Here is a 24,132-nt window from a genome sequence, read left to right on the forward strand (position 1 = left end):
GGACGTCACCACCCGGTCACACGGCGTCTCGGCGTTCACTCCGGTAGGCCCGCAGGATAGCATCGACCGCTTTCGCCGCCTCCGCAGAATCCGTCTGGTAGTTGGTGACCGACAGCCGCATGACTTGTCTTCCGCGCCATGCCGCGCCCCCTGCAAACAGTGCCCCCTCCCGCTGGATGGCGCCGATCGTTCGCCTGGTGAGGTTGTCCGCTGCCTCCTGCGCCAGGTCCGCGCCGAAGCGCACGATCACCTGGTTGAGAACGACATCATTGCCGATTGCAATTCCGGGCTCCCTGGCAAGCGCCCTCGCCATGCCTTCCGCAACGCCGCATGCTCGATCGATCATGACCTCGATGCCGCTGCGCCCGAGATGCCTGATCATGGCCCAGGTCGCAAAGCCACGTGCCCGCCGCGAGAGTTCCGGCACATAGTGCGAGGGATCACGTTCGCCCTCGCCGGCAAGCGGCAGATAACTCGCCGATATGGTCATCGCCCGCCGGTGCGCGAGTTCATCGCGCACGATCGCATAGCCGCAATCATAGGGAGTCTGCAGCCATTTGTGCCCATCGGTCGCCCAACTGTCCGCCTGTTCCACGCCTGATGTCAAATGACGCCGCTGCGCCGACGCCTGCGCCCAAAGGCCGAACGCCCCGTCCACATGCACCCATGCGCCCTTCGATTTGGCGAGCGGGATCAGCGTGCGGAAATCATCGCAGGCCCCGGTATTGATCTGTCCGGCTTGCAGGATGGCTATGCATGGACCGGAAACGTCGGCTATGGCACGCTCGAAAGCCGATGGCGCGATCCGCCCCTGATCGTCAGCCGCAACCCGCACCACACGGTCGTGGCCAAGCCCCAGAAACTGCAGGGCGGAAAATACAGTGGTGTGTGCATCGTCGCCAATCAGAATCCGGATCGGCGGAGCTCCAAATAATCCCTCGGCGTCGACGTCCCAGCCGACCCGCAACAGCACGTCGCCCCTGGCGGCCGCGAGACAGGTGAAGTTCGCGACAGTCGCTCCTGTGACGAAGCCGACTGAAGAGCATGGCGGAAGACCAAGCAACTCAAGCAGCCAGCGGGACGCCACCGTTTCCACGGCTGCCGCCGACGGCGATACGGTATGATTGCCCGCATTCTGGCCCCAGGCGCTCGCCAGGAAATCAGCGGCAACGCCCATCGGGTGCGATCCACCGATGACCCAACCGAAGAAGCGCGGGCCGGTCGTCAGATGCAGACCGGGCTCCGCGGCTGTCACCAACGCATCGAGCACATCCCCCATCGGCGACGCGCGTTCCGGCAGTGGCGCAGCGAATGCGTCGACCGCCGCGGCATAATCATGCGATGGGCGATGGAGACGGTTATCGGCTAAATCACGAAATCGCGCCGCGTGACTGGCGGCACTTGAAAACAGTTCCCCGGTGCTCACGGCATCCGCCTCCCCGGCGAGGTCGCTCGGGCGCTGTAGCTGCGTCCACGACATCGCTCCGCCAAAGCCTGCGATGGCCGAGAATAGCCTGAACTCTAGGATGCTGCCAGCCCGGTACGGGTCCGTCCGGAGAACGGATTCTAGCGTCCGCCTCGGGCGCTTCGAAACGCCGCGTCGCCGAGCTGCTTGCCGGACAAACGGGCAGTGTCACCCTTCTCGCTGCCATAAATCTCGTTCATGATTTTGGCGACTTCGACGGCGTGACTTTCGGTCAGGCCGTGGAGTATCTGCCCGCCGAAGGAAGCAGGCTCTTCAGCTTGATTGTCCCACACGATCCAGAGATCGAGCGGGTCGCAAATGACGTCGTAACGTTGATCGGAACCATACATGGGTAAACTGCCTTGATAACACTACCCGTTTAAGCCCCTGACTATTAAAGTATTCTTTCTGCGGGCCACCAAATAGCGCGGACGATTTGTTGCCTCCCGACAGCAACCCGCGATCCTCCACGAGCAGCATGTCTGGTACTTAGGCCATTGCCCATGACTGAAAAAGGCCTTCACGCAGGTATGTTCAACAAAGTCTGAATGACAATCGCCAGGCTGTCCCAAACGAAGCCGCGCGTCGGTCTGGCGCGCACGTCGACAGCGAAGGCGGATACGACGCGCGTAGACTTATCGCGCCGGAACGCTTCCGGTAATGATGCGATCGGTTTTCATCACATCCATCTGCGGCCAGTTGGCCGCCGCTTCCGTCGCCGGACGACTACCGACCGCCAGAATTGTAATCAGACCAGCCACGATGGCAGTAAGGAGCAAGCCGCTATAGGTCATTGTTTCGAGCCTCAATGCTGTGGTTTCCCAGCCACTGCGGCGCAAACTGATACGAGACGCTAAATGAAATGCTAACGAGCGTGGTTAATGCACAGCGTTTCCCTCTTCGAGACGCGCTCTGTGGATAACTAATCGCCCCCACCTGCCTGCTGAGACCGCTGCTCGAAGAGTTGCTTCAACGCCTGGACCTTATCCGCGTCGATCTGCGGCTCTGTCACGGCGATCCAGCCATCGATGTAATGCTGCGGCGCGTAGACGTGGCCGTAGCCCATTGGCGACGTCGTTGCGGTCGCCATGTCAACGAGCAATTGCAGCATCGTCAGGGCCGGAAACCAACGCAGGCTCGGCGTAACATCAGGGCCACGCGGGCGCCTCATCCACGCCGGCTCGCGAAAGAAGGAATAAGGGTCGAAGAAGGTTACGGCATCACTGGCATACTGCAGATAGACGATGCGGAGCGGCCCCCAGTGTGCGCCCGGAATATCCAGTTGGTTCGTCTGGTTGGTGAATCGGATCAGCGATCCGTCCCTGAACTTCGGCAGCCATGCAGGCGATTGCGGATCACGCGCTTCGGTGATGTTTCGCCACATCTTGCTTTCGAAGGGAGGCCCGCTCCAGAGCGCCCCCTGGAATGGATCTGCGACAATGTCAAAGATATCGGCCGACACCTGCGAGTTCAGGGCGCCGAGGCTGAGACCATGAAGGTAGAGCTTTGGTCTCCTGTCCGCAGGCCGTGTCCTCCAGTAGCCGTAGACCTCCCGGAACAGCGCCTTGGCCGAGTCCGAGCCGTATTCCGGCTCGACGAGCAACGACAGCCAGCTTGTCAGATAGGAGTATTGAAGCGCGACGCTCGCCACATCCCCGTGATGCAGATATTCGAGCGTGTCCATCGCCTCGGGGTCGACCCAGCCGGTTCCGGTCGGAGCGATAATGACGAGGACCGAGCGCTCGAACGCGCCCTGACGCTTCATCTCCGTGAGCGCGAGCTTTGCGCGCTCCTCGATCGTTTCGCCGTTGTTCAAGCCCACATAGACCCGCAATGGCTCACGCGCCGGCGTTTTCCAGAAGTCACCGATCTCCGCCGCCGTCGGCCCTGAATCGACGAAATGGCGCCCCTGACGCCCAAGTCCTTCCCATGCGACACGGGAAGCAGAGCTACCGGTCTTCGCCGGATCAGTCGGCCTAGGCACGTCGTCTTCGAGGAGCGCATCGACCTTGCGGAACGAAGCGTCCGCAACATGCAGCGCCGAGCGCAACAACACGCCTTCTACGACAGACCAGAAAAGTGCGATCGCAAGTGCGGCTCCAACCACCTGTGAGACACGTCGCGGCACGAAGCGCGATAGCCATTCCGAGAGATACAGACACGTCAACCGGAACAGCCGCCCGATCAGAACTGCAATGAAGAAGGTAACGATTGCGACAAGGGCCACGCTGAAAGGCTGAGCCGTATCAACGGGCTCCATGTGCCACAACTCGCGGATCGAATTCTGCCAACCGGCAGCGCGCCACAGGACGGCCACTGACAGCACGATACCAAGTCCGGAGACGATCAGGTTGCCGGGCAATCTCCGGTCACGTGGGATCGGCAGCTCCAGGTACTTCCAGAGCCAGACAAATGCCACGCCGAAGAAATACCCAACAGCAGCGGCAATACCGGACAGCGCGCCTTGGACAAAGAACGAGCGCGGCATCAGGCTAGGTGTCAGCGACGCGGCAAAGAAAATGAAGCCGAGCACCAACCCCGGGGTCGAAAGCGACACGAACAGGCGCAGCATCAAACGTTTCATGCGTTCCCCTCATGCTTCTGGACCGAGAAAGGCCGGTCCCACCCGTACCTGCCCTACATTTGAAGTCCAAGGAACTTGAACGGCGCCGACTCCTTGAAGTCCTTCGTCGCGTCCCCCGAATAGGTGTGATCCTGGTTCTCCCCCAGATCGAGCTTCTTCACCTTACCGCTCTCCTTGGAGAAGTCGATTGACTTCAGATCGACCCAGAACGTGTTGGGCGTCAGCGCCGACTCGAAGAAGTAGAGCATGCGCTTGTGATCAACGACCGTCCGCCACCGCGTCGAGGAAATATTCGGCTCCTCGGGGGTGTTGAGGCCATAAGGCACCGAGGCGTTGCGAATGACGCTGAAAACACTCGCCAACGCCCGGTTGGGATCTTCGTCCTTCGGAATGGCATTCACGTAGAATGATGCGCGCGCAAACCGGTCCGACGCGCGGTTGGTACCAGGCAGCATGACCGTTCCACCGATCTGCTTCCAATAGGCGTTCAGCGCCAACTGCTGATCGAACGTCGGAGAATTCGTCATCACCTGGTACTTGCGGTCGTGGTGGATGACTTGCTGTCCCCCGATATACTCGACGATTGCGCTGTCGCCGGTCTTGTCGGACATCGACAGGTGCAGGGTTGTCAGCCGGTTCTCACCCGGCACGTTGTCGGTGACTATCGTGAAGGGTTCCTTTTCCAAGGCTTTGACCGCTTCATCCACGGTGGCGAAGTTGTCCAGCACATATTGCGCCCAGGCAGCGATAGTCAGGCCGGGTTTGCTGTCCTTGTCGAACTTCGGGTACTCCGACTCGACCAACCACAGGACATTGGCATTCAGCCCGGCCTCGTTGACGCCATCGGTCGTCGATACGTCATAGCCGGTCGCGACCACGCTGCCGTATTTCGCGGTCCACTTAATCGAGTTCGGACCAGCCTGGCCGTTCCGTTCGATGCCGCGCGGCAGAACCCACAGGTTCGTGGCAACGTCATTCTTCCAGTCCATCGACCGAGCGGTGATGATGTTGCGGTCGGGACCGAGATAAACCAATCGTGTGCATGCCTGCGCCGCGGTCTGTCCGAAGACCATCATCGATCCGACAGCAAACGCAACAAGCGAACGAGCCAAATGGTTGTTGCCGAAGATCATCCGCTACTCCATTCGTTGGTTGAACTGAGTTAGAAGCGCATTGAGAAACCGACGACCGGCCCGTGTTGGCTGACATCCCACCGGAACTTGTTCACCCCGGTAAAATCGTCGTTCTCGTAGTCCTGATACAGCAGGCGATATCCGGCCCGGAGAATTGTCGGCTTGCCAAACATTTCCATTCTGTAGCCGAGATAGGCCTGCGCGTTGACACTGACCTTGGATCCGACATCGAAGCCACCGATGTCAGCCTCGGCAAAGAGATTCCAGCGTTCAGTGAGATCGGCGTTCATGCGTAGACCGATGAACGGATCGGTCCAATCGGCGCTCTTCGTGGTGCTTGTGCCGAAGGCGGAAACGCCTGCTTTCAGCTCGGTCCAGCGAACGCCCGCAGTCGGCTCGAAGGAGATCGTTCGAGGTTTTCCAAAGACAGTCTGACCGCCGAGTTCCACCTCATACGCTTTGAAAAACGCCCCTGCGGAAAGTGTCGTCGTCTTGATATCAAGACCGATTTCATGTGCGAACACCCGTTCATCCTGACTTGTCAGAACGTGCTGCCCATCGAAATAGACACCCCATTTGCCGTTGGTGACTTCGACATTTCCCATCAGAACGAAATCGAGGTGGTCGAAAATCTCGGAAAACGGAACGTCTACGTTGGTATCGAAACCGGCAAGCGACGCGTTGCCGTTCAAAGAGGCGGCCCAAACATACGGACTGACGATAACCGCCCATTCCCGCTCGGGCTCCATGCGCTCGGCATCAAAATCGGCAGCTCTGCTTGGTGAAAACGCGGTAGAAGAGAGGCAAAAGACGAGGCAAAACAAGCTCGTCGGCAGGCAAGGCAAGAATCGAAGCATTCTAGGCCTCCGTTGCGGGACACCTGCACCTTACTATCTGAAAGCGCAAATTCAAGGGACGCACGATCAAGTAGGCGCCACAAAAAAAGCTCCCGAACCACCGTCCGGGAGCCCAAGTCTTGTGGCCTTTGTGCCATCAGGCGGCCCGGGACATCCGTCCTGCGTGGCCGGCCCCATTTGCACGCAGCCTGAAGTTGGCAAGCAGGGTGCTCAGTTGCCGGCTCTCCTCCGCCAATGTCTGGCTCGCAGCCGTCGTCTCCTCGACCATCGCGGCATTCTGCTGCGTCATCTGGTCCATATGGTTCACCGAGGTATTGATCTCGTTGAGGCCGGTCGCCTGTTCGCGAGCCGCGGTCGCGATCGACGTTACATGGCTGTTCACGCGATTGACCAGCTCTTCGATTTCGAGCAGCGCGTCTCCGGTAGAGCGCACCAGCATGACACCGTTTCCGACTTCGCTTGCCGAGGTGCTGATCAGCACCTTGATCTCCTTCGCGGCGTTGGCGGAGCGTTGCGCAAGCTCACGCACCTCCTGTGCCACCACGGCAAAACCACGCCCCGCCTCGCCTGCGCGCGCGGCCTCGACACCGGCATTGAGCGCGAGCAGGTTGGTCTGGAAGGCGATCTCGTCGATCACGCCGATGATCTGTCCGATCCGGTTCGACGAATCTTCGATCCGGTTCATGGCCGTCACGGCATTGCGTACGATGTCGCCCGACTTGCCGGCACTTGTCTTGGTTTCCGCAACCATCTCACGGGCTTCAGCCGCACGTTCCGAAGCAGTCCGCACGGTCGCCGTGATCTCGTCGAGTGCCGCTGCCGTCTCTTCAAGCGCAGCCGCCTGCTGCTCGGTGCGCTTCGACAGATTGTTCGTGGCTTCGCTGATGTTGCCGGCGCTGTCGTTGACCACGCTGGTCGATTCCGCGATTGCCTGGATGACGCCGTTCAGCGCATCGACCGCCGAATTGAAGTCCGAACGCAGCTTTGCATAGTCCGCACCGAGATCGCCTATCGATACCGTCAGATCGCCCGCGGCAAGCTTCTCGAGGCCCGCACCAAGCGACTGGATCGCAAAAGTCTGGCGATCCGCCGCCGAACGCCAGTTGGCCTCGTTGCCGCGGCGTTCCTCCTCGATCTGCTCCTGATGCCGGCTCTCCCGATCGCGCATCAACGCCCGCTCTTGGACGGAATCGCGCAGCACGAGGAGCGACTTCGCCATTGCGCCGATCTCGTCGCGCCGGTCGTGGTCAACGATTTCGACCGCGTCGCGCTCGTCGGCAATGGCATTCATTGCAGCCTTGAGACGGGCAATCGGCGCGGTCACGCTGCGGACGATACCGAAGGCAACGCCGATGATGACGATTGCGCCGGCGAGGCAGGCGCCGGCCGCCCAGATCGCGTTCTGGCGATAGAGGGCTGCCAGATCGTCCGCGTAGACCCCGGTTCCAACCACCCAGCCCCAGGGCTCGAAGCCGACCACATGCGAATACTTCAGGACCGGCTCGGCCGCACCCGGCTTCGGCCAGTAGTAGTCGACAAAGCCTTCGCCGCTCTTCTTCACGGTATTGGCAAACTCGACGAAGATGAACTTGCCGGTCGGATCCTTGTTCTGAGACAGATCCGTTCCGTTCAGCTCCGGCTTGATCGGATGCATGACCATCGTCGGATGCATGTCATTGATCCAGAAGTAGCCATTGCCGCCGTAGCGCATGGCTGAGATGACGTCCTTCGAGGCCGCCTGCGCCTGCTCGCGCGTCATGGCGCCGGACTGTTCCAGCTTGTAGTACTTCTGGAAGACGGCGATTGCCGTCGCATCCATCTGCGCAAGACCGTGCTTGCGTTCGCCCTCAAGCTTCGAGTGCGAATAATTCAGAAAAAAGGTGATGGCGAGCACGAGAATAGTCAGCGCCAACCCCACGAGGGAGTAGAGGCGAGTGGAAATCTTGACGTTACGCATTGAGCCCCGGCAGTTCAGAATTTGATAATAGTCAAATACTGCTATGTCCCTCTTACCGGATCGTGAATTTTAATTAGGTTTTACTCAATTGCCGCAAGGTGAGGAGCTTCTTCGAACACTCACAAAACACGTTAATATGTTGATTTATATCAACTAAAATACAGACACCTCAACTACGCTAGGTAATTTCTCGTAGGACTATAGTCTGAGTTCGGAGAGCGCTTCGTATGTCCGCGCGTTTCGCTTCAAAGGCATCTGCGTTAGGTTCCTTCTGAATCGCTATCCGTATTGCCGAAAGGACCCTCCATGACTGACAACGCCAAGCCGAACGGCGCCCTCACCCTACGCACCGTGGCGATGCCCGCTGACGCCAATCCGGCTGGCGACATTTTCGGCGGCTGGGTCATGGCGCAAATGGACCTTGCCTCGGGCATCACCGCTTCCGAGCGCGCCAAGGGCCGCGTGGTCACCGCCGCCGTCAAGGAGATGGCCTTCGCCCTGCCCGTCAAGATCGGCGATACGCTGTCGGTCTTCACGACGATCGAACGCGTTGGCCGCACGTCGATCACGCTCTCGGTCGAGGCTTGGGCAACCCGGGCCCGCTACAACAACATGGAAAAGGTGACGGCCGCGACCTTCATCATGGTTGCCCTAGACGAAAACGGCCAGCCGATGCCCGTTCCAGCGGAGTGATGCATGGAGACCGTCAGCTCACCCGAGGTCTTCCTCCACATCAAGGTTGTGATGGGAATGGTAATCTCGCTGAGTCTGGCGCGGCTGCTGACGGGCATCGCGGGTATCATCCAGCATCCCGGAAAGGCCAGGCCTTATGCCGTTCATCTCGGCTGGGCCGCCTCGATGTTCCTCTTCATCATCCATATCTGGTGGTGGGAGTATCGGCTGCAGGCCGTGCCGGTGCTACATTTCGGCATTTACCTGTTTCTGATCTCCTTCTGCTGCCTGTTCTTCATGCTCTGCGCGCTGCTCTTTCCCGCCTCGCTTGATGAGTATGGCGGCTACGAGGAGTATTTCTATTCGCGCAGGCGTTGGTTCTTTGGCACCCTCGCCCTCACCTACGCCGTTGACACCATAGACACCGCGATCAAGGGCGCCGACCATATCCAGTCCATCGGCTGGGAATATCCGGCCAGAAATATCGTCTATGTCATCCTCTGCGTCGTCGCCGCCTGGACGGCGAACCGGCGTTTTCACGCTGCCTTTGTCTGGCTCAACCTCATCTACCAGGTCAGCTTCATCTTCCGCATCTACGATGTCCTGGGATGATGATCCGCAACTTTTTGGTTGCCAATCCAATGTCGACATGCCATAAAAAGGCAACCAGGAGGTTGCCGATATGTCTGATCGCATCGAGAAGATTATCGAACTGAATGCTTCGGTACAACGCGTCTGGAAGGCCATCACGGATCATCGCGAGTTCGGCGAATGGTTTCGCGTGCAGCTCGACGGCCCGTTCGTGCCGGGCGAAAACTCCACAGGTCACATCACCTATCCCGGCTACGAGCACATTCGCTGGCAGGCGACGGTCAAGCGCATGGAAGAGCCCGAGCTCTTCTCCTTCACCTGGCACCCCTACGCCGTCGACCCCAATGTCGATTATTCCGGTGAGCCGCCGACGCTCGTTGAATTCCGCCTTGAGCCGACGCCATCGGGGTCGCGCCTGACGGTCACGGAATCGGGTTTCGATAAGGTCCCGCCACATCGCCGCGACGAAGCCTTCCGCATGAACGACGGCGGCTGGGCCGAACAGGTCAAGAACATCAAGGAATACGTCGATAGATAACGTCGAATTGCACCGCGACGATGCGGCCGCCCTGTTCGCCGCCTTGGGTGACCCGACGCGCCTGTCACTGCTGACAACCCTCAGCGACGGGCGCGAACGCTCGATTGCGGGGCTCTCAGTCGGCACCGTCCTGACCCGGCAGGCCGTCACCAAACATCTGCATGTGCTGGAACAGGCCGGCCTCGTGCGTTCCACGAAGGTCGGACGCGAAAGCCACTACGCATTCCAGCCAGACCGGATCGGCGAGATGCGCGCCTATCTCGACAGCGTCTCCCGCCAATGGGACGACGCGCTCGATCGCCTGCGCGCCTTCGTGGAGCAATAGCAATCGGCGCGCCGATCTGTTTGCCTAGCCGCGGAAAATGAAGGAGGCACCGATCGCGATTAGGGCAAAGCCTATGACATGGTTCCACGTCAGGTTCTCGCCCAGCCAGAAGACCGAAAAGCCTGAAAAGACGATCAACGTGATCACCTCCTGCATCGTCTTCAACTGCGCCGTCGAATAGACCGTTGAGCCTATACGGTTGGCCGGCACGGCAAGGCAGTATTCGAAGAAGGCGATTGCCCAGCTCACGACAATGGCGATGAACAGCGCCGTGCCCTTATGCTTGAGATGCCCGTACCAGGCGAAGGTCATGAAGATGTTGGACGCGAAAAGCATGACAACCGGCCACACGGCGGCAGAACTGAAGGCAAATGGCATGGGTGATTCCCGATGTTAAAACTGCCGGCAGCATTTATCGCCAAATCTTCGCTCTGCAAGGGTGGGCCAGCTTGCCGCCTCATAGCCGGTATCGACACTCGCGGCCACCTCGAAAACACAATCACTGATTGATGTTGGTTTGTGTAAATTCCTCAAAAGCTGTGCGCGTAATGTAGCAGGCATCCGCAGATTGACAGTCCGATACGCTGCAGCGGAAGGAATTGCCGCGCATCACCAGTCCGGATCGCCTCACCGAACGTCTGCTGGAGGGGACGCGCCATGGATACAATCACAGATATTGCTCAATCCAGCTTGGCCGGAGTGCTGTCTGCACTCGCACAGGCAAAAATGAAGATCGGTTCGATCGCCAATGCCGACGGCGGTTATACCGTCAGCTATGAGCCCATGCCTTCCACGTCCGATGGCGCAAGCTTGAGCGAGACTTTGCCGAGCACGCCGCCGGTCGCCAATATGGACAGCCCTACACCGGCACCCGCGGGCGCGGCCGGTCCGTTCGTTCACGCTAGGGCGATCGCGCCGAAAACGATCCTCTATACCGACGCAGAAGGGCGCGACGAGATCCGTGAAGGCGGCTCGCGCTCCTGGCGCAATTGCAACGCCGGCAATATTCGCAAGGGTGATTTTTCCATCAATTGCGGCGCGATCGGCGACGACGGCAGCTTTGCGATCTTTCCGGACGAGGATACGGGAAAGGCAGCGATCATCGCCCTGCTGCGAACGAACACCTACATCAAGCTTACGCTCAAGCAGGCAATCTTTCGATATGCCCCGCCAAGCGAGAATAACTCGGAAGCCTACGCCAAATTCATCCACGACAAGACCGGCATTGCCCTGACGACCGTTCTTCAGGACCTCAAGATGGACGATTTCCGCAAGATCGCGAAATTCATCCAGATCGTCGAAGGCTGGAAACCGGGCATCATCCGATCGAACGCGCCGCCGGCACCGCTGATGAGTGCGGCCATAGGGGTCGCGTCCTCGGCCGCATCGGCAACGCAGGACTGGATGACGATCGCCCGGCGCGAAGCAGCCCTGCCCGTCCGTGAGCGCAGCGAGTGGCCGGATCCGGGCGAAAATCCGCGCATTCTCAACTATTTCAAGGTCTGCGCGCCCTGGTTCGAGGTTTCCGGAGGCGACGAGGTCGATTGGTGCGCAGCCTTCGTCAACTATTGCCTCGTCACCAGCGGGCAGATGGGCACCGATCACCCCGGCGCTCGCTCCTTCTTCTGGAACAAGAAGAAGCAGTTTCATGTGCTGAAAGACCCGCAGCCAGGCGCCATCGCGGTTCGTCGCTATGCGCCTTTCACGGACGACAGCTGGGCAACTGGCACGGGTCATGTCGGATTCGTGGTTTCCTGGACAAGCACGACAGTCACGCTACTCGGCGGCAACCAGAGCAACACAGTCCGCGAGCAGACGTTTCCTCGGCTGGAGAAGAACGCCTCAGGCGCCAAGAAATCCGAATTCGTCGCATTTCTGATGCCGGTAATCGTCTAGCATCGTGCCGGGCATACCGATCTGCAACGCGCTATCGCGCGTTGCAATAATACAGTCGCTATCGGACAAGGTAGCCAATGACGATAGCGTTGATCAGGTCAATGAAAAATGCGGAAACAAGCGGCAGAATGATGAACGCCACGGCGGCAGCACCATGAATTTTGGTGACCGCCGTCATGTTGGCGATGGCCGTCGGAGTAGCACCCAGCGCGATCCCGCCAAAGCCGGCCGAAATGACTGCAGCGTCGTAATTGCGCCCCATCGCCGGGAACACGACGAACAGGATGTAGATGATCGCCAGACACGTCTGAACGGCAAGCACCGCGATGAGCGATAGGCCGAGGCCTTGCAGCGCCCAGAGTTGCATACTCATCAAGGACATCGACAGAAACACATTCAATGACAGATCGGATATGAGCGAGAGCGCGCGGCTCCGCGTCGGCCACGGCAATCGCGGCGCCACCAGCGGCACGATGTTTGTCATCACGATGGCGACCAACAGGCAGACGACGAAAAGCGGAAGCTTGATGCCTGTCTCTTCGATTACTTCCTCGAGGGCATAGGCCGTCAGGATCGCGATGTTGGTCACGAACAACGCTCGCAACAGGCTGACGGCGCTGATGTCATCGTCGTGCTCACGTTCAGATCTGCGCGGCAGGCCGATCGTCAGCTCTTCGTTGACAGGTCCGCTCAGCCGGTAGCGGGTGATCAGTCGCTGCGCAATCGGCCCGCCGATAAGGCTGGCGATAACAAGGCCAAGCGTTGCACTGGCAATGCCAACTTCAAGGGCATTGGTCACGCCGAACCGGTTTGAAATGATCGGAGCCCAGGCGATGGTCGTGCCGTGCCCACCGATCAATGATATCGAGCCAAGCAGAACATCGACGCCCTTTGGCAAACCAAGCGCCGCACTCGTTCCGATGGCCGCAAGGTTCTGAATGATCAGGAAGGCGACTGTTATCAGGAGAAGAATCAGAAATGGTTTGCCACCGGCCCGGAGATCGGCAAGCCGAGCGTTGAGGCCGATGCCGGTGAAGAAATAAAGCAGCAGCATGTCGCGCGCCTCAAGTGCGAAGCTGATCTCTACATCGAACAACGTATATGCGAGGAGCGTCGCCGTCGCCGCAATCAGCCCGCCCGTCACCGCTTCCGGAATGCTCCAGCGGGTCAGTATCGGGAAAATACGGTTCAGGGTTGCCCCGGTAAAGAACACCAGAATTGCAATGGTGAAAGACAGTAGACCCGGAACCTGAATTGCGGTCATGCGCTACCCTTCGCCAAGATCGCCACGCCTGCCGCAGCAAAGTTTTCACCGGCAATCTGGCACACGGCGCGGGATTGAGCCAGAAAAATACGCGCGATACTGGCAAGCAAGGAACAATGGGCACACTCCAGCCAGGAGCAAAAGAGCCGGCACGGCAACGCCGCACCTGCCCTTTTACCGGTTTGCTGGGCAGATCATGCCCGCGCGCCATGCGGCGCCTCGGAATGCTCGGTGCCGAACCGCACGTCCTTCTTCTCGAAGCCGAAGCCGGCAAGCAGCGCCACGACGATGGCAACGATCGCGGCGACCATCAGGAGCGCATAGGCGTAGTCGCCGCCCCAATGAGCCGCCAATCCGGCCTGCAGCGTCGCATTGCCTGACGCGAGCAGATTGCCGAGTTGGTAGGAGAAACCGGGGAAGGTTCCGCGCACCTCGTCCGGTGACAGCTCGTTGAGATGCACCGGCACGATTCCCCAGGCACCCTGTACGAAGAACTGCATCAGGAACGCACCGATCGCGAGCAGCACAGGTCCCGGCGCATAGACCCAGAGCGGTGCCACCGGCACCGCAATCAGCGAGGCGATAACGATCGCCTTCTTGCGCCCGATCCGCTGCGACAGCGCGCCGAAGAACAAGCCGCCGCAGATTGCACCGATATTGTAGACGATGGCGATCGCGCCCGTCGTATAGCTGTCGTAGTTGCGCTGGGTCTCGAGGAAGGTCGGATAGAGATCCTGCGTGCCGTGGCTGAAGAAGTTGAACGCCGTCATCAGCAGCACGGACCACAGAAACAGCGGAACATTTTCACGTAGCACGGCAAGGAAAGGTCGCCGTCCCTGCTTCTGGCGCTTGATAAACGCCGGGCTCTCCGCGACGTTGCGCCGGATATAGAGCACCAGCAATGCCGGCAGCGCCCCGACGAAGAACATGCCGCGCCAGCCGATGACCGGGAACAGCAGGAAAAAGACGATCGAGGCAATCAGGTAGCCGGAGGGATAGCCCGCCTGCAAGATCCCGGAGACGATGCCGCGGCTATCTTCGGGCACGGTCTCCATCACAAGCGAAGCACCGACGCCCCACTCGCCGCCCATGGCGATGCCATAGAGCGCCCGGAGCATGATGAACATGGTCAGCCCCGTGGAGAAACCGGTCAGAAACTCGAACAGCGAATAGAGCGCCACATTCACCATCAGCGTGATGCGGCGGCCATATTTGTCCGACGCGAGCCCGAACAGCAGCGCGCCGAGCGGCCGCATGGCGAGCGTCAGGAATATCGCGATCGACACAGCCGCGACGTCGGTATGAAATTCATCGGCAATGTGCTTGAGAACGAAAACCAGAATGAAGAAATCGAAGGCATCGAGCGTCCAGCCTAGATAGCTGGCGATAACGGTGTTGCGCTGCTGCGGGGTGAGCGCGCGCAGGCTCTGCAATGCGGACATCATGTTCCTCCGTCCGAAAGCGGCGGCGAGGCGGGCAATGTCCGGATGCCGTCGAAGAGAGGGATCGCCCGGGGATGGGCGAGGTCGAAGCTGTGACAGGCAGCCTCGTTTAACGTCAGCATTACTGCCCTTGTTCCCGCCTGCGACAGTTTGACCGTCGCTCAGCTTTCACCGGCAAGCTTTTCGCGAATGTCATCCGGCCCACCGGTCATGCGCCGGGCAAAAGGCCGGTCGGGATCCACGACACGCCAGAAAGGCGCGCTGCCCTCCTCGCTGATGTGCACCAGATGCCGCTGCACCGTGACGGGGCAACAGGCATCCGCGCCGTATTTCGCCGCGAGCGCGCGCCGGATCTCCGCCAGATCCGACAGCTGCCCCGTCGGCGCGCCTTGCAACGCATCGACGACCATGCTCTCGCTCGGGATCAGCATGCGCTGCTCCTTTGCCCTGCCCTTCGGCCGCGTCTTGATGATGGGAACATCGTCCATGTGCAGCTCCGCGCTCAGGTGAGGTTCCTGCGTCGCTCAAGCTCGGCGGCGGTGGGTTGCTCGAATTCGAACGAGCCGGTGGTGATGTCGCCGTCGCGGACATACTTGTTCACGGTAACCCCGGTACCCGAAACCCGCGAACTGACAAGCGTCAGCTTGCCTGGAAAGGCGCCCTCGCCGAACAGTTTCTTGCCCTTTCCCAACACGACGGGAAAGAACGAAATATAGAGCTCATCGACCAGGTCATTCCTGAAAAGCGTCTGCAGAAAGTCTGTCGATCCCTGCGTCAGCAGATCAGGACCATCGCTCGCCTTCAACGCCTTGAGCGCGCCGACAACATCGCTGCCAAGCACCTGGCTGTTCTGCCAGCTCGGCTTGAACTCCGGATTGCGCGTCGCGACGTATTTGGTGATCCGGTCGAACAACGGGCCGATCGGATCGTCGGAGGCGACATAGGGCCAATGCGCGGCGAAGATGTCATAAGTCTTGCGGCCAAGCAGCAGATCGAAGCGATTGGCGAACATCTCACCGACCGACTCTCCCATCGCCTCGTCGAAATAAGGCGCGGCCCAGCCCCCATAACGAAAGCCGCCGATCGGATCCTCATCCGGACCGCCTGGTGCCTGCATGATGCCGTCGAGACTGACGAACGCACCTGTAATGATCTTCCTCATGCCTGTTCTCCTTCATGATCCCTTGGGCGGTCAGCCACTGACGTTCGTCACTCTCACCACTCGTCCTGATGTCGCGTCGGGTTGAGCTCCTGCGCGAGTCCAATGAGTATCCCTTCAGGCCCCCGGATGTAGCAGAGCCGATAGGCGTCCTTGTACTGCACGACTTCGCCGACGAGGCGCGCACCGCGCGTGCTGAGCCGTTCAAGCGTCTCGTCCACGTCATCAACGGCGAACATGACGCGGAGATAGCCGAGGGCGTTGACTTCGGCGTTCCGGTGATCCGCGACAACCTCAGGCGTGAGGAACCGCGAGAGCTCCAGCCGACTATGGCCATCCGGCGTACGCATCATCGCGATCTCGACGCACTGATCGCCCAGTCCGGTGACGCGACCGGCCCATTCTCCCTCGATCATCGCCCGCCCCTCGAGCTCGAGTCCGAGTTCTTGAAAGAAATCGATCGTCGCTCCCAAGTCTTCGACGACGATCCCCACATTGTCCATCCGCTTGAGCGCCATGCTCTCATCTCCGCCTGGTTTTCAGACCCCAAGGACGTTCGCCCGCCGCCAACGCCGACAACTACATCCGAGAAAATCGGCCGCCACTGTTTGCCAAATCCGAACGATTCTTTTGTTTCCCTTTTGTACTCTTTGCCCCTTCACTTTCGCGGTGACTCTCGCCATATTCCGGCCATGGCCAAAACTCCGAAGAAATCCCCCGCCCCTGTTGGCTTCGAGGAAGCCCCGCAGTCGTCCTTCACCGGGACGCCCTTCGAGTGGAACGAGAAGGAGAAGCGAGTCCCGGCAGGCGATGCCGCTCCCCTGTCCGGTTCCGTATCCGACTGGGTGAAGCAGCTGGAGGCCGATGCCGAGGCGTCAAGTGTCGAGACGCAGCGCCAGATCGCCTCGAAGGCCGGCAAGCATCGCAAGAAGGTGGAGATCGCAGCGTCGAAGTCGGCGAGAGGCACGTCGATGGGCGGCTCGACCGACCCGAAGACCCGCGCCGCCGCCGGCCTCAACCCGGTTGCCGGCATGGACACGACGCTGGAGGAAGCCGCCTCGCTGCAGGCCGGCACCGCCGTCACCGCCACCGTCGACGCGCTCGCCAAGCTGATCGAGAGCGGCAACCCGCTGCACAAGAACGGCAAGATCTGGACGCCGCACCGCCCTGCCCGGCCGGACAAGTCCGAAGGCGGCATTTCGATCCGCATGGACTCGGAATACAAGCCCGCCGGCGACCAGCCGACCGCCATCAAGGACCTCGTCGAGGGCCTCGACAATGGCGACCGCAGCCAGGTCCTGCTCGGCGTCACCGGCTCCGGCAAGACCTTCACCATGGCCAAGGTGATCGAGGAAACCCAGCGCCCGGCCCTGATCCTGGCGCCGAACAAGACCCTCGCCGCCCAGCTCTATTCCGAGTTCAAGAACTTCTTCCCCGACAACGCGGTCGAGTACTTCGTCTCCTACTACGACTATTACCAGCCGGAAGCCTACGTGCCGCGCTCCGACACCTATATCGAGAAGGAATCCTCGATCAACGAGCAGATCGACCGCATGCGCCACTCGGCGACACGCTCGCTGCTCGAGCGCGACGACTGCATCATCGTCGCCTCGGTCTCCTGCATCTACGGTATCGGCTCGGTCGAGACCTATACCGCCATGACCTTCCAGATGAATGTCGGTGACCGCCTCGACCAGCGCCAGCTGCTCGCCGACCTCGTCGCCCAGCAATACAAGCGCCGCGACATGGATTTCCAGCGCGGCTCCTTCCGCGTGCGCGGCGACACCATCGAAATCTTCCCGGCCCACCTTGAAGATGCCGCCTGGCGCATCAGCATGTTCGGCGACGAGATTGACGCCATCACCGAGTTCGACCCGCTGACTGGCGCCAAGACCGGCGACCTGAAATCGGTGAAGATCTACGCCAACTCGCACTATGTCACCCCGCGCCCGACGCTGAACGCCGCCATCAAGTCGATCAAGGAGGAGCTGAAGCTCCGCCTCGTCGAGCTTGAGAAGGCCGGCCGCCTGCTGGAAGCCCAGCGCCTCGAACAGCGCACCCGCTACGACATCGAAATGCTCGAAGCCACCGGCTCCTGCCAGGGCATCGAGAACTATTCGCGCTATCTGACCGGCCGCGACCCCGGCGATCCGCCGCCGACGCTGTTCGAATATGTCCCCGACAACGCCATCGTCTTCATCGACGAAAGCCATGTCACCATCCCGCAGATCGGCGGCATGTACCGAGGCGACTTCCGCCGCAAGGCGACGCTCGCCGAATACGGCTTCCGCCTGCCCTCCTGCATGGACAACCGTCCGCTGCGCTTCGAGGAATGGGACGCCATGCGCCCCGACACCATCGCCGTCTCGGCCACCCCCGGCGGCTGGGAGATGGAACAGGCAGGCGGCGTCTTCGCCGAACAGGTGATCCGCCCGACCGGCCTGATCGACCCGCCCGTCGAGGTCCGCTCCGCCCGCAGCCAGGTCGACGACGTGCTCGGCGAAATCCGCGAGACCGCGGCCAAGGGCTACCGCACCCTCTGCACCGTGCTCACCAAGCGCATGGCCGAGGACCTCACCGAGTACCTGCACGAACAGGGCGTCCGCGTCCGCTACATGCACAGCGACATCGACACGCTGGAGCGTATCGAGATCATCCGCGACCTCCGCCTCGGCGCCTTCGACGTGCTGGTCGGCATCAACCTTCTGCGCGAAGGCCTCGACATTCCCGAATGCGGCTTCGTCGCCATCCTCGATGCCGACAAGGAAGGCTTCCTGCGCTCCGAGACCTCGCTGATCCAGACGATCGGCCGCGCCGCGCGTAACGTCGACGGCAAGGTGATCCTCTATGCCGACAACATCACCGGCTCGATGCAGCGCGCCATGGACGAGACCGCGCGCCGCCGCGAAAAGCAGGTGGCCTACAACGAGGAACACGGCATCACGCCGGAGAGCGTCAAGGCAAAGATTTCCGACATCCTCGACAGTGTCTACGAACGCGACCACGTCCGCGCCGACATTTCGGGCGCCTCGGGCAAGGGTTTTGCCGACGGCGGAAACCTCGTCGGCGGCAACCTGCAGACCCATCTCAACGCGCTGGAAAAGCAGATGCGCGACGCCGCCGCCGACCTCGACTTCGAAAAGGCCGCCCGCCTGCGCGACGAGATCAAACGCCTCAAGGCCGCCGAACTCGCCGTCATGGACGACCCGATGGCTCGCGAGGAAGCCCGCTCGCAGGAAGGCAGCGGCAAGAGGAGCGGCAAGCCGGCCGCAGGCGGAAGCTCCCTCTTCGCCAAGCCCGGCCTCGACGACATGGGCCGCGACGTCGCCGACCCCGCCTCCTCGGGCTCGAGCCTCTTCCGCCGCAACAGCCTCGACGAAATGACCGTCGGCCGCACCGAAAAACCGGTCACCGGCCATCTGCCGGACAAACCCGATGCCGCCAAGGGCACAAAGCGTTTCTCACCGCTGCTGGAAGGCCAGCCGGACCGCGACGACGTCAGACCGCTGGTACGCGGCAAGACCGGCGTCGGCAGCTACGAGGATCCGGTGGACCAGAAGCGCAAGGGGCGGACGAAGGGCAAGACGGGACGGCCGGGGCGGTGAATTTTGGTTAGCAGATTGCCAGCTTCGGGAGGTAATAGAACACGACGGGCGCGAACGACAACACAGTAGGAGATAGTATATATATCACGTTCATTCCGTAGATAGACCACCATAGCTCTTTGGCGGGCGACGTTACAGGTTCTATCGAGGCATCACTCTTTTTATTCTTCAAATACTTGCCGTACAAATATACTTTTCTATCAATCGACTCGTGATTATAGGGATATCTATCGATTATGCTTTGATATCTACGAGAGTACTCTTGCACATCTTGATCAGACGGCTCTTTTATGTTCGACAGCTCACGATAGGTAGCTAGTACCTCGCGCGCACAATTGTGCATCATTTCTGCACGCAGCAGATAATTCTTACTTCCATCCTGCAACGACAGTATTATTATTAGAACCGAAATTGCTACAGATATGAATGTGAGGTATTTTCCGTATAACGGGGAATACTCCGCTTGAAACATCACGAGATAGACCGAGATACAAATAACAAAGAAAGATATAATCGAAATCGTATAGCCACCCATTTCATGCATCCGTGTAAGGCGATGGTGAGCTGCAAAGCGAGCGCCTTTCGTCTGATGCATGTCTTTAAGCAATTTCTCTGCAGACATTTATATCTTTCCTTCCATATTCTGGGCATGCAATTCGGCGCGAGATAACATATTGCCGACAATCATTCTGATTTCGACGCAGGGGTGTTGTCGCGCAATCGATGAAAGTTGATCCACGGCATAGAGAGTCGCTTTCGGCTCCCTCGAAAATAACAGGTACGGCAAAAGCCCCAGATAATCGTTTAGCTTGAATGGATTTTCAGCATCAGCGACGAAATCGACGATTCGCTTTGCATAGGGAAACGACGAATACAGTCGACGTAGATGCCGCCCAAAAAGCGAAATCTTCGCATTCGGAAATGTTTCATATCGACCAATAATGGGATCAAGTTCGACGTGTCCAAGACGTGAAAAGATCAAAGCCTTGTAACACAATGCTTCATCGCTCAAGGTCGATCCGACTTTGTGATACAGCGAATCAATTGCGGGAGGGCTCAGGTCTAATCTTGGCGCTATCCGACACAATTGAACCTTGGTGTAGAAATACTCATCGCTATCATTGGCAATTCGCCGGGAAAGATAATTTCTTGTGTCTGAATCCAACCTGCTAAAGTATCTAAGTACGCCAATTAGCTCAGCTTCTTGATGCTGAAATATGTTCTCCTCGGAATTTAGAAACGAGATAATCTTGCGCTGATAAGAGTCGCGCTTTGGATTTTTCCTGATGAAGTTAGTAAAGATTCTCGTAAATCTGAAATCCATATTGCGTTCGATATAATCGAATAAGTATGGTCCGCATTTTCGGTCTCCGCACTCAACCAACAGATTCATAAGCCTGCGGCTGGCGCGTGAAGTAAGATTGTCGAGCTTCTGCGGAATCGGCAGAATCTTTTCGCAAAGATCGTTCTCCGGCTCCTGACGGGCGATTGCGTAGCAGCTCTCTATTATTCCTGGCAATTCAGCTTTGGATTTGATCTTTGACAGTTTTTCTGCCTGCGTACTGATCGTGTCCATGCGGGAATCATAAATGTATTTGGAGATTTGCCCGCCTTTTTCTTCGGAAAGAATAGTCGTTTTGGCGCTCTGAAGATTGAGATGAAACTTCCTCACCGCATTTTCGAGCGTGAAGACAATCCTTCTCGCGGTATTTATATCCTTAGAAAATATCCTAACGTCATCCATGTATCTTATGTATCTTATTTCGTAACGTTTCGAGAATTCCCTAAATATATTGTCGATTCCAATTAGGTAGATATTTCCAAGGAAGCTTGAAATTGACGTACCTTGCGGGATGCCGCGATGCGGTCGAAACCCATCATGGGTACTAACCGCCCAGCTTTCCAAACAGGTCGAGATATGGTTGACCATCTTATGTTCATCCGGAACCCTTTTAAGAAGGATATCCCGTAATATCGGTAGGCTTATATTCTCGAAATATGCTGAAATGTCTGACACAGAAAGAAAGCCAAAGCCCTCGTCTCTTATATCCTTGGATGCCTGCTCGAATTCTGGCCAGAGTTCATACCAAGCCTCGAACGGATCGATATATTTTCGAATTATGTCTCCCTTCAAATATGCATAGTGCATTACATCATTTATACTTCCTTCCTTGAATACACTTTCGTTGGGATCGTCCTTGTTCAGACGATAGCTATAGACGTCATCAGAAAGATACTCATCGAATATCGGAGCTAATTTTTTGACGATACTCCAGAGAACCACCCTATCATCGATGGAGACGAATGATCCGGGGCGGGTTCCAAGCGCACCTTTCGGAACAGCTACTTCTAGGATCGGCTTAGGTTGGTAAGTTTCGTTGCTCAGGCGACGCTGCAGTTCAACGAGGTTGTCATTGAGCGAATTGCCAAAAGCGTCCGCTGCCAAATAATCGTAAAAGAACCCCTTCCCGAGTTCATTCCGTGTTAGATGCCAACCCGCCTCCAATCCTTGAATTGAAATAGCTTCGGACCAAAGTCTGTTTTCCATAAACGTTTCCAAAAAGTGCCGCGACGATTGAGTCGCGCTATCGTTGTAATAACTTGGTCGTTAAGGAATAACCCAACACATATCGTGCCGGAACTGGGCGCACGCCCCAGGCCATACGGGCGCTGGAGTGTGCCGCCTTTTTGAACATCATGCGGTAGCTCGCGTTGTGGCGCACCGCCCGTCCGCTGGCCGAACTGCGGAGGCCGAGCGCAACTTCACGTAGCTTTCCGTGCGAACGAAAGATGGTGCTATTCCCATTAGAACAACGACATAGCCCCCATTTCATCCCCGCTCCTCCCAACCCATGCCATCATCCCCTCGTCCCGTCACGGATACACCGCAAGGCGTTGCGGCGAGGCGGGACCGGCGCGGGGTGTGAGGGTAGGACGCAAAACCTCATGCACCGGGTCCGCAGAAAATGGTCTCCCTCCGGGGACGGCGGCGTTTGCGCGAATGCGGCGTCGAGTTGAGCCCCGGACGTGCCTGTGTGGCACACATGGCCCCCAGGGGAAGCGAAGCTTCCTCAGGCAAGGCGGCAGAGGGACCGGAGTTGCGGGCATAAACCGCCGAACGGGGCGCTCGACAGCGCCATTTTACACTTTTCAGATGCGGCTCTTTCGAGCGCCCCGTCCGAACCCTGCCGCCCGCAAGGGCCGGCAAACCGATGCCAGGATCAAACCACGGGTGAAACCAGCCGCGTGAAGGCAAAGCCGCGCGCCGCCGCCGGCCCACCGGCGAAACAGGGACGGAGGCGCAGACATGTCGGGATCAGCAGGGAAAACGGACGAAGCAACGATGAGCGAATGGGAACGCCGCATCGGCGACTACGGCACGCTGAGGCTGCGCCTGCGCACCGCCGAGATGCTCGGCCTGCCGGCAAGGGTCTGCGGCGTGCGCAACTGCCGCCGCAAGAGATCCTGCCTGCTCGTCTTCACCCACAACAGGCTGCCGCTCTGCTACACCATGCTGAGCGACGAGGAGCGCAAGGCGCATGACGCGTTGTTCGATTACGCCGCCCGGGTCTACGAGGCGGCGCAGTCCGGCCATTTCGGCAATCTCTACCGGCTGCTGATCGAGAAGCCGCCCGCGTATCACCAGGCGGTGACCGAGATCGTCCGCCACGCCCTGCCATCAGGCCATCGCGCCCATGGCGGGCTCGACGCGATCGACAGGATCAGGGCCGGCCAACGACCCGCCGCTTGGAGCTGAAAAACACGTTGGCGGAGATGAGCGATGGTTGTGGTCCTGCGCGGGAGTGCCGGGACGCCGCAGCCGGCGGCGCGGTCATTGGCGGCGACGGCAACGACGCGAAACCGTCACGCCGCTTTCGCCGGCTCCGCCTGTCGCGCCTTCCGTTCGCCCATGCGCTCCTCGGCAATGCGCTTCAGGCGCCACAACTGCGTGGCCGTGCTGCCGATCAGCGTCTGCGGGATGTGATAACTCGCCACATCGGCCCTGGCGTCTCTCGCCCAGAACAGCTTGTAGGGCTCGTTGCCGACGCCGAAATCGACATTCAAACGCTTCTCGAAGACGATCTTCATCCAGAATTCGTCAAGCACGAATCCCGGCGAGTACTTGGCGTATTGGGGATCGGGATGGAAGCCGGCAATGTTCAGATCCACATGCGACGCGCAGAACGACACCAGCTTGATGGCGATCGGCACCTTGTCGATCAGGATGGCGTAGACGCGCATCTGCTGGATGTTTGCGGGATCCGTCATCCACTTGTAGAGGAAATTCCGGTACTCGGGCGCGGTGATCCAGTCGCCGTGCTTGCCCACCCGTTCCGCCCAGTCCTTCTTGTGCGCGAACATCCACTCCATCAGATCGGTCGCATAGTCCGGCTCGTTGACGGGATCGACTGCGACGAACTCGAACTCCCCGAGCTCGGAAAGGCGCTTGCGCTTGCGGTTCAGCTGCTGCCGGGAGTTCGCGCCGATGATCCTGGTATAGGTGGCCCAGTCAGTCTGTGAGCGTCCGGTGAGCTGTTTTTGCTGATCGGGCAAATCAGGCGATGTTCTGGCATTCGAACCAGCATTAATGCTGACATTAATACCAGAACAAAGAGGTTTCATGGCTCGCATGGAGATCATGTC

Annotated in this window: 23 protein-coding genes; 7 read left to right on the plus strand and 16 right to left on the minus strand. The window is 59.1% G+C overall.

What is annotated here, in order from left to right:
* Positions 1-16: 16 nt before the first annotated feature.
* The 7 genes from JNB88_RS16040 to JNB88_RS16070 all read right to left on the minus strand — a co-directional run bounded on the left by JNB88_RS16040 (position 17) and on the right by JNB88_RS16070 (position 7,996).
* Complete coding sequence (locus tag JNB88_RS16040; RefSeq protein WP_220356308.1) at positions 17-1,480, minus strand: pyridoxal phosphate-dependent decarboxylase family protein; 1,464 nt, start codon at positions 1,478-1,480, stop codon at positions 17-19.
* Between the two features lie 86 nt (positions 1,481-1,566).
* The gene (locus tag JNB88_RS16045) at positions 1,567-1,815 is read right to left on the minus strand and encodes a hypothetical protein (RefSeq protein WP_220356309.1); all 249 of its coding nucleotides are present in this window, start codon (positions 1,813-1,815) and stop codon (positions 1,567-1,569) included.
* Positions 1,816-2,100: 285 nt separating this feature from the next.
* On the minus strand, positions 2,101-2,274 hold the full coding sequence (locus JNB88_RS16050; RefSeq protein ID WP_220356336.1) for a hypothetical protein: 174 nt from the start codon (positions 2,272-2,274) through the stop codon (positions 2,101-2,103).
* Between the two features lie 113 nt (positions 2,275-2,387).
* Positions 2,388-4,049 (minus strand): alpha/beta hydrolase, encoded by a 1,662-nt coding sequence (locus JNB88_RS16055; protein ID WP_220356310.1) that lies wholly within the window; start codon positions 4,047-4,049, stop codon positions 2,388-2,390.
* 53 nt (positions 4,050-4,102) lie between these two features.
* The gene (locus tag JNB88_RS16060; protein ID WP_223217225.1) at positions 4,103-5,125 is read right to left on the minus strand and encodes a linear amide C-N hydrolase; all 1,023 of its coding nucleotides are present in this window, start codon (positions 5,123-5,125) and stop codon (positions 4,103-4,105) included.
* 86 nt (positions 5,126-5,211) lie between these two features.
* On the minus strand, positions 5,212-6,039 hold the full coding sequence (locus JNB88_RS16065; RefSeq protein WP_223217221.1) for a porin family protein: 828 nt from the start codon (positions 6,037-6,039) through the stop codon (positions 5,212-5,214).
* Positions 6,040-6,175: 136 nt separating this feature from the next.
* A complete protein-coding gene (locus JNB88_RS16070; RefSeq protein WP_220356312.1) occupies positions 6,176-7,996 on the minus strand; it encodes a methyl-accepting chemotaxis protein in 1,821 nt (606 codons plus the stop codon).
* 306 nt (positions 7,997-8,302) lie between these two features.
* Between JNB88_RS16070 and JNB88_RS16075 the strand changes: the two genes are divergently transcribed.
* The 4 genes from JNB88_RS16075 to JNB88_RS16090 all read left to right on the plus strand — a co-directional run bounded on the left by JNB88_RS16075 (position 8,303) and on the right by JNB88_RS16090 (position 10,122).
* On the plus strand, positions 8,303-8,689 hold the full coding sequence (locus JNB88_RS16075; protein ID WP_220356313.1) for an acyl-CoA thioesterase: 387 nt from the start codon (positions 8,303-8,305) through the stop codon (positions 8,687-8,689).
* 3 nt (positions 8,690-8,692) lie between these two features.
* On the plus strand, positions 8,693-9,280 hold the full coding sequence (locus JNB88_RS16080) for a hypothetical protein (protein WP_220356314.1): 588 nt from the start codon (positions 8,693-8,695) through the stop codon (positions 9,278-9,280).
* 70 nt (positions 9,281-9,350) lie between these two features.
* Entirely contained in the window at positions 9,351-9,797 is a 447-nt protein-coding gene (locus tag JNB88_RS16085; RefSeq protein WP_220356315.1) for an SRPBCC family protein, read from the plus strand.
* A gap of 7 nt (positions 9,798-9,804) precedes the next feature.
* Positions 9,805-10,122, plus strand: a complete 318-nt coding sequence (locus JNB88_RS16090) for an ArsR/SmtB family transcription factor (RefSeq protein WP_220356316.1) — start codon at positions 9,805-9,807, stop codon at positions 10,120-10,122.
* A 24-nt stretch (positions 10,123-10,146) separates the two neighbouring features.
* Here JNB88_RS16090 and JNB88_RS16095 read toward each other — a convergent pair whose 3' ends face one another.
* A complete protein-coding gene (locus JNB88_RS16095) occupies positions 10,147-10,500 on the minus strand; it encodes a DMT family protein (RefSeq protein WP_037128450.1) in 354 nt (117 codons plus the stop codon).
* Positions 10,501-10,779: 279 nt separating this feature from the next.
* Between JNB88_RS16095 and JNB88_RS16100 the strand changes: the two genes are divergently transcribed.
* On the plus strand, positions 10,780-12,018 hold the full coding sequence (locus tag JNB88_RS16100) for a TIGR02594 family protein (protein WP_223217222.1): 1,239 nt from the start codon (positions 10,780-10,782) through the stop codon (positions 12,016-12,018).
* A 58-nt stretch (positions 12,019-12,076) separates the two neighbouring features.
* On the opposite strand, the gene gltS is transcribed toward JNB88_RS16100, so the two are convergent.
* The 5 genes from gltS to JNB88_RS16125 form a co-directional block, all read right to left on the minus strand.
* On the minus strand, positions 12,077-13,282 hold the full coding sequence (gene gltS, locus JNB88_RS16105; protein ID WP_220356317.1) for a sodium/glutamate symporter: 1,206 nt from the start codon (positions 13,280-13,282) through the stop codon (positions 12,077-12,079).
* Positions 13,283-13,476: 194 nt separating this feature from the next.
* Complete coding sequence (locus JNB88_RS16110) at positions 13,477-14,724, minus strand: MFS transporter (RefSeq protein WP_220356318.1); 1,248 nt, start codon at positions 14,722-14,724, stop codon at positions 13,477-13,479.
* Positions 14,725-14,885: 161 nt separating this feature from the next.
* Complete coding sequence (locus JNB88_RS16115) at positions 14,886-15,212, minus strand: hypothetical protein (protein WP_220356319.1); 327 nt, start codon at positions 15,210-15,212, stop codon at positions 14,886-14,888.
* A gap of 14 nt (positions 15,213-15,226) precedes the next feature.
* Positions 15,227-15,886: a dihydrofolate reductase family protein gene (locus JNB88_RS16120; RefSeq protein ID WP_220356320.1), complete on the minus strand. Its 660-nt coding sequence runs from the start codon at positions 15,884-15,886 to the stop codon at positions 15,227-15,229.
* Positions 15,887-15,939: 53 nt separating this feature from the next.
* Entirely contained in the window at positions 15,940-16,401 is a 462-nt protein-coding gene (locus tag JNB88_RS16125) for a VOC family protein (RefSeq protein ID WP_220356321.1), read from the minus strand.
* Positions 16,402-16,575: 174 nt separating this feature from the next.
* Between JNB88_RS16125 and uvrB the strand changes: the two genes are divergently transcribed.
* Positions 16,576-19,488 carry an excinuclease ABC subunit UvrB gene (gene uvrB, locus JNB88_RS16130; protein ID WP_220356322.1) on the plus strand — a complete coding sequence of 971 codons (2,913 nt, stop codon included), beginning with the start codon at positions 16,576-16,578 and terminating at the stop codon, positions 19,486-19,488.
* A gap of 7 nt (positions 19,489-19,495) precedes the next feature.
* Here the strand turns inward: uvrB and JNB88_RS34615 are convergent, their stop codons facing one another.
* Together JNB88_RS34615 and JNB88_RS16140 are read right to left on the minus strand one after the other, a co-directional pair.
* Complete coding sequence (locus JNB88_RS34615) at positions 19,496-20,110, minus strand: SLATT domain-containing protein (protein WP_220356323.1); 615 nt, start codon at positions 20,108-20,110, stop codon at positions 19,496-19,498.
* Positions 20,111-22,036: an RNA-directed DNA polymerase gene (locus tag JNB88_RS16140; protein ID WP_220356324.1), complete on the minus strand. Its 1,926-nt coding sequence runs from the start codon at positions 22,034-22,036 to the stop codon at positions 20,111-20,113.
* Between the two features lie 759 nt (positions 22,037-22,795).
* On the opposite strand from JNB88_RS16140, the gene JNB88_RS16145 reads away from it, so the two are divergent.
* The gene (locus JNB88_RS16145) at positions 22,796-23,245 is read left to right on the plus strand and encodes a hypothetical protein (RefSeq protein WP_220356325.1); all 450 of its coding nucleotides are present in this window, start codon (positions 22,796-22,798) and stop codon (positions 23,243-23,245) included.
* A gap of 107 nt (positions 23,246-23,352) precedes the next feature.
* Here JNB88_RS16145 and JNB88_RS16150 read toward each other — a convergent pair.
* Positions 23,353-24,132: GNAT family N-acetyltransferase (locus tag JNB88_RS16150; protein WP_220356326.1), on the minus strand; the 780-nt coding region annotated here is incomplete at its 5' end.

The organism is Rhizobium cauense (assembly GCF_019511525.1).
Taxonomy (GTDB): Bacteria; Pseudomonadota; Alphaproteobacteria; order Rhizobiales; family Rhizobiaceae; genus Rhizobium; species Rhizobium cauense.

What these genes read in the sequence shown, in the direction of transcription:
- JNB88_RS16140 (WP_220356324.1), bottom strand. Translation starts at nt 22,036, where the DNA reads ATGGAAAACAGACTTTGGTCCGAAGCTATTTCAATTCAAGGATTGGAG.
- JNB88_RS16045 (WP_220356309.1), bottom strand. Translation starts at nt 1,815, where the DNA reads ATGTATGGTTCCGATCAACGTTACGACGTCATTTGCGACCCGCTCGAT.
- uvrB (WP_220356322.1), top strand. Translation starts at nt 16,576, where the DNA reads ATGGCCAAAACTCCGAAGAAATCCCCCGCCCCTGTTGGCTTCGAGGAA.
- JNB88_RS16075 (WP_220356313.1), top strand. Translation starts at nt 8,303, where the DNA reads ATGACTGACAACGCCAAGCCGAACGGCGCCCTCACCCTACGCACCGTG.
- JNB88_RS34615 (WP_220356323.1), bottom strand. Translation starts at nt 20,110, where the DNA reads ATGTCTGCAGAGAAATTGCTTAAAGACATGCATCAGACGAAAGGCGCT.
- JNB88_RS16080 (WP_220356314.1), top strand. Translation starts at nt 8,693, where the DNA reads ATGGAGACCGTCAGCTCACCCGAGGTCTTCCTCCACATCAAGGTTGTG.
- JNB88_RS16085 (WP_220356315.1), top strand. Translation starts at nt 9,351, where the DNA reads ATGTCTGATCGCATCGAGAAGATTATCGAACTGAATGCTTCGGTACAA.
- JNB88_RS16110 (WP_220356318.1), bottom strand. Translation starts at nt 14,724, where the DNA reads ATGTCCGCATTGCAGAGCCTGCGCGCGCTCACCCCGCAGCAGCGCAAC.
- JNB88_RS16120 (WP_220356320.1), bottom strand. Translation starts at nt 15,886, where the DNA reads ATGAGGAAGATCATTACAGGTGCGTTCGTCAGTCTCGACGGCATCATG.
- JNB88_RS16040 (WP_220356308.1), bottom strand. Translation starts at nt 1,480, where the DNA reads ATGTCGTGGACGCAGCTACAGCGCCCGAGCGACCTCGCCGGGGAGGCG.
- JNB88_RS16115 (WP_220356319.1), bottom strand. Translation starts at nt 15,212, where the DNA reads ATGGACGATGTTCCCATCATCAAGACGCGGCCGAAGGGCAGGGCAAAG.
- JNB88_RS16055 (WP_220356310.1), bottom strand. Translation starts at nt 4,049, where the DNA reads ATGAAACGTTTGATGCTGCGCCTGTTCGTGTCGCTTTCGACCCCGGGG.
- JNB88_RS16070 (WP_220356312.1), bottom strand. Translation starts at nt 7,996, where the DNA reads ATGCGTAACGTCAAGATTTCCACTCGCCTCTACTCCCTCGTGGGGTTG.
- JNB88_RS16100 (WP_223217222.1), top strand. Translation starts at nt 10,780, where the DNA reads ATGGATACAATCACAGATATTGCTCAATCCAGCTTGGCCGGAGTGCTG.
- JNB88_RS16060 (WP_223217225.1), bottom strand. Translation starts at nt 5,125, where the DNA reads ATGATGGTCTTCGGACAGACCGCGGCGCAGGCATGCACACGATTGGTT.
- JNB88_RS16065 (WP_223217221.1), bottom strand. Translation starts at nt 6,039, where the DNA reads ATGCTTCGATTCTTGCCTTGCCTGCCGACGAGCTTGTTTTGCCTCGTC.
- JNB88_RS16095 (WP_037128450.1), bottom strand. Translation starts at nt 10,500, where the DNA reads ATGCCATTTGCCTTCAGTTCTGCCGCCGTGTGGCCGGTTGTCATGCTT.
- JNB88_RS16125 (WP_220356321.1), bottom strand. Translation starts at nt 16,401, where the DNA reads ATGGCGCTCAAGCGGATGGACAATGTGGGGATCGTCGTCGAAGACTTG.
- JNB88_RS16145 (WP_220356325.1), top strand. Translation starts at nt 22,796, where the DNA reads ATGTCGGGATCAGCAGGGAAAACGGACGAAGCAACGATGAGCGAATGG.
- gltS (WP_220356317.1), bottom strand. Translation starts at nt 13,282, where the DNA reads ATGACCGCAATTCAGGTTCCGGGTCTACTGTCTTTCACCATTGCAATT.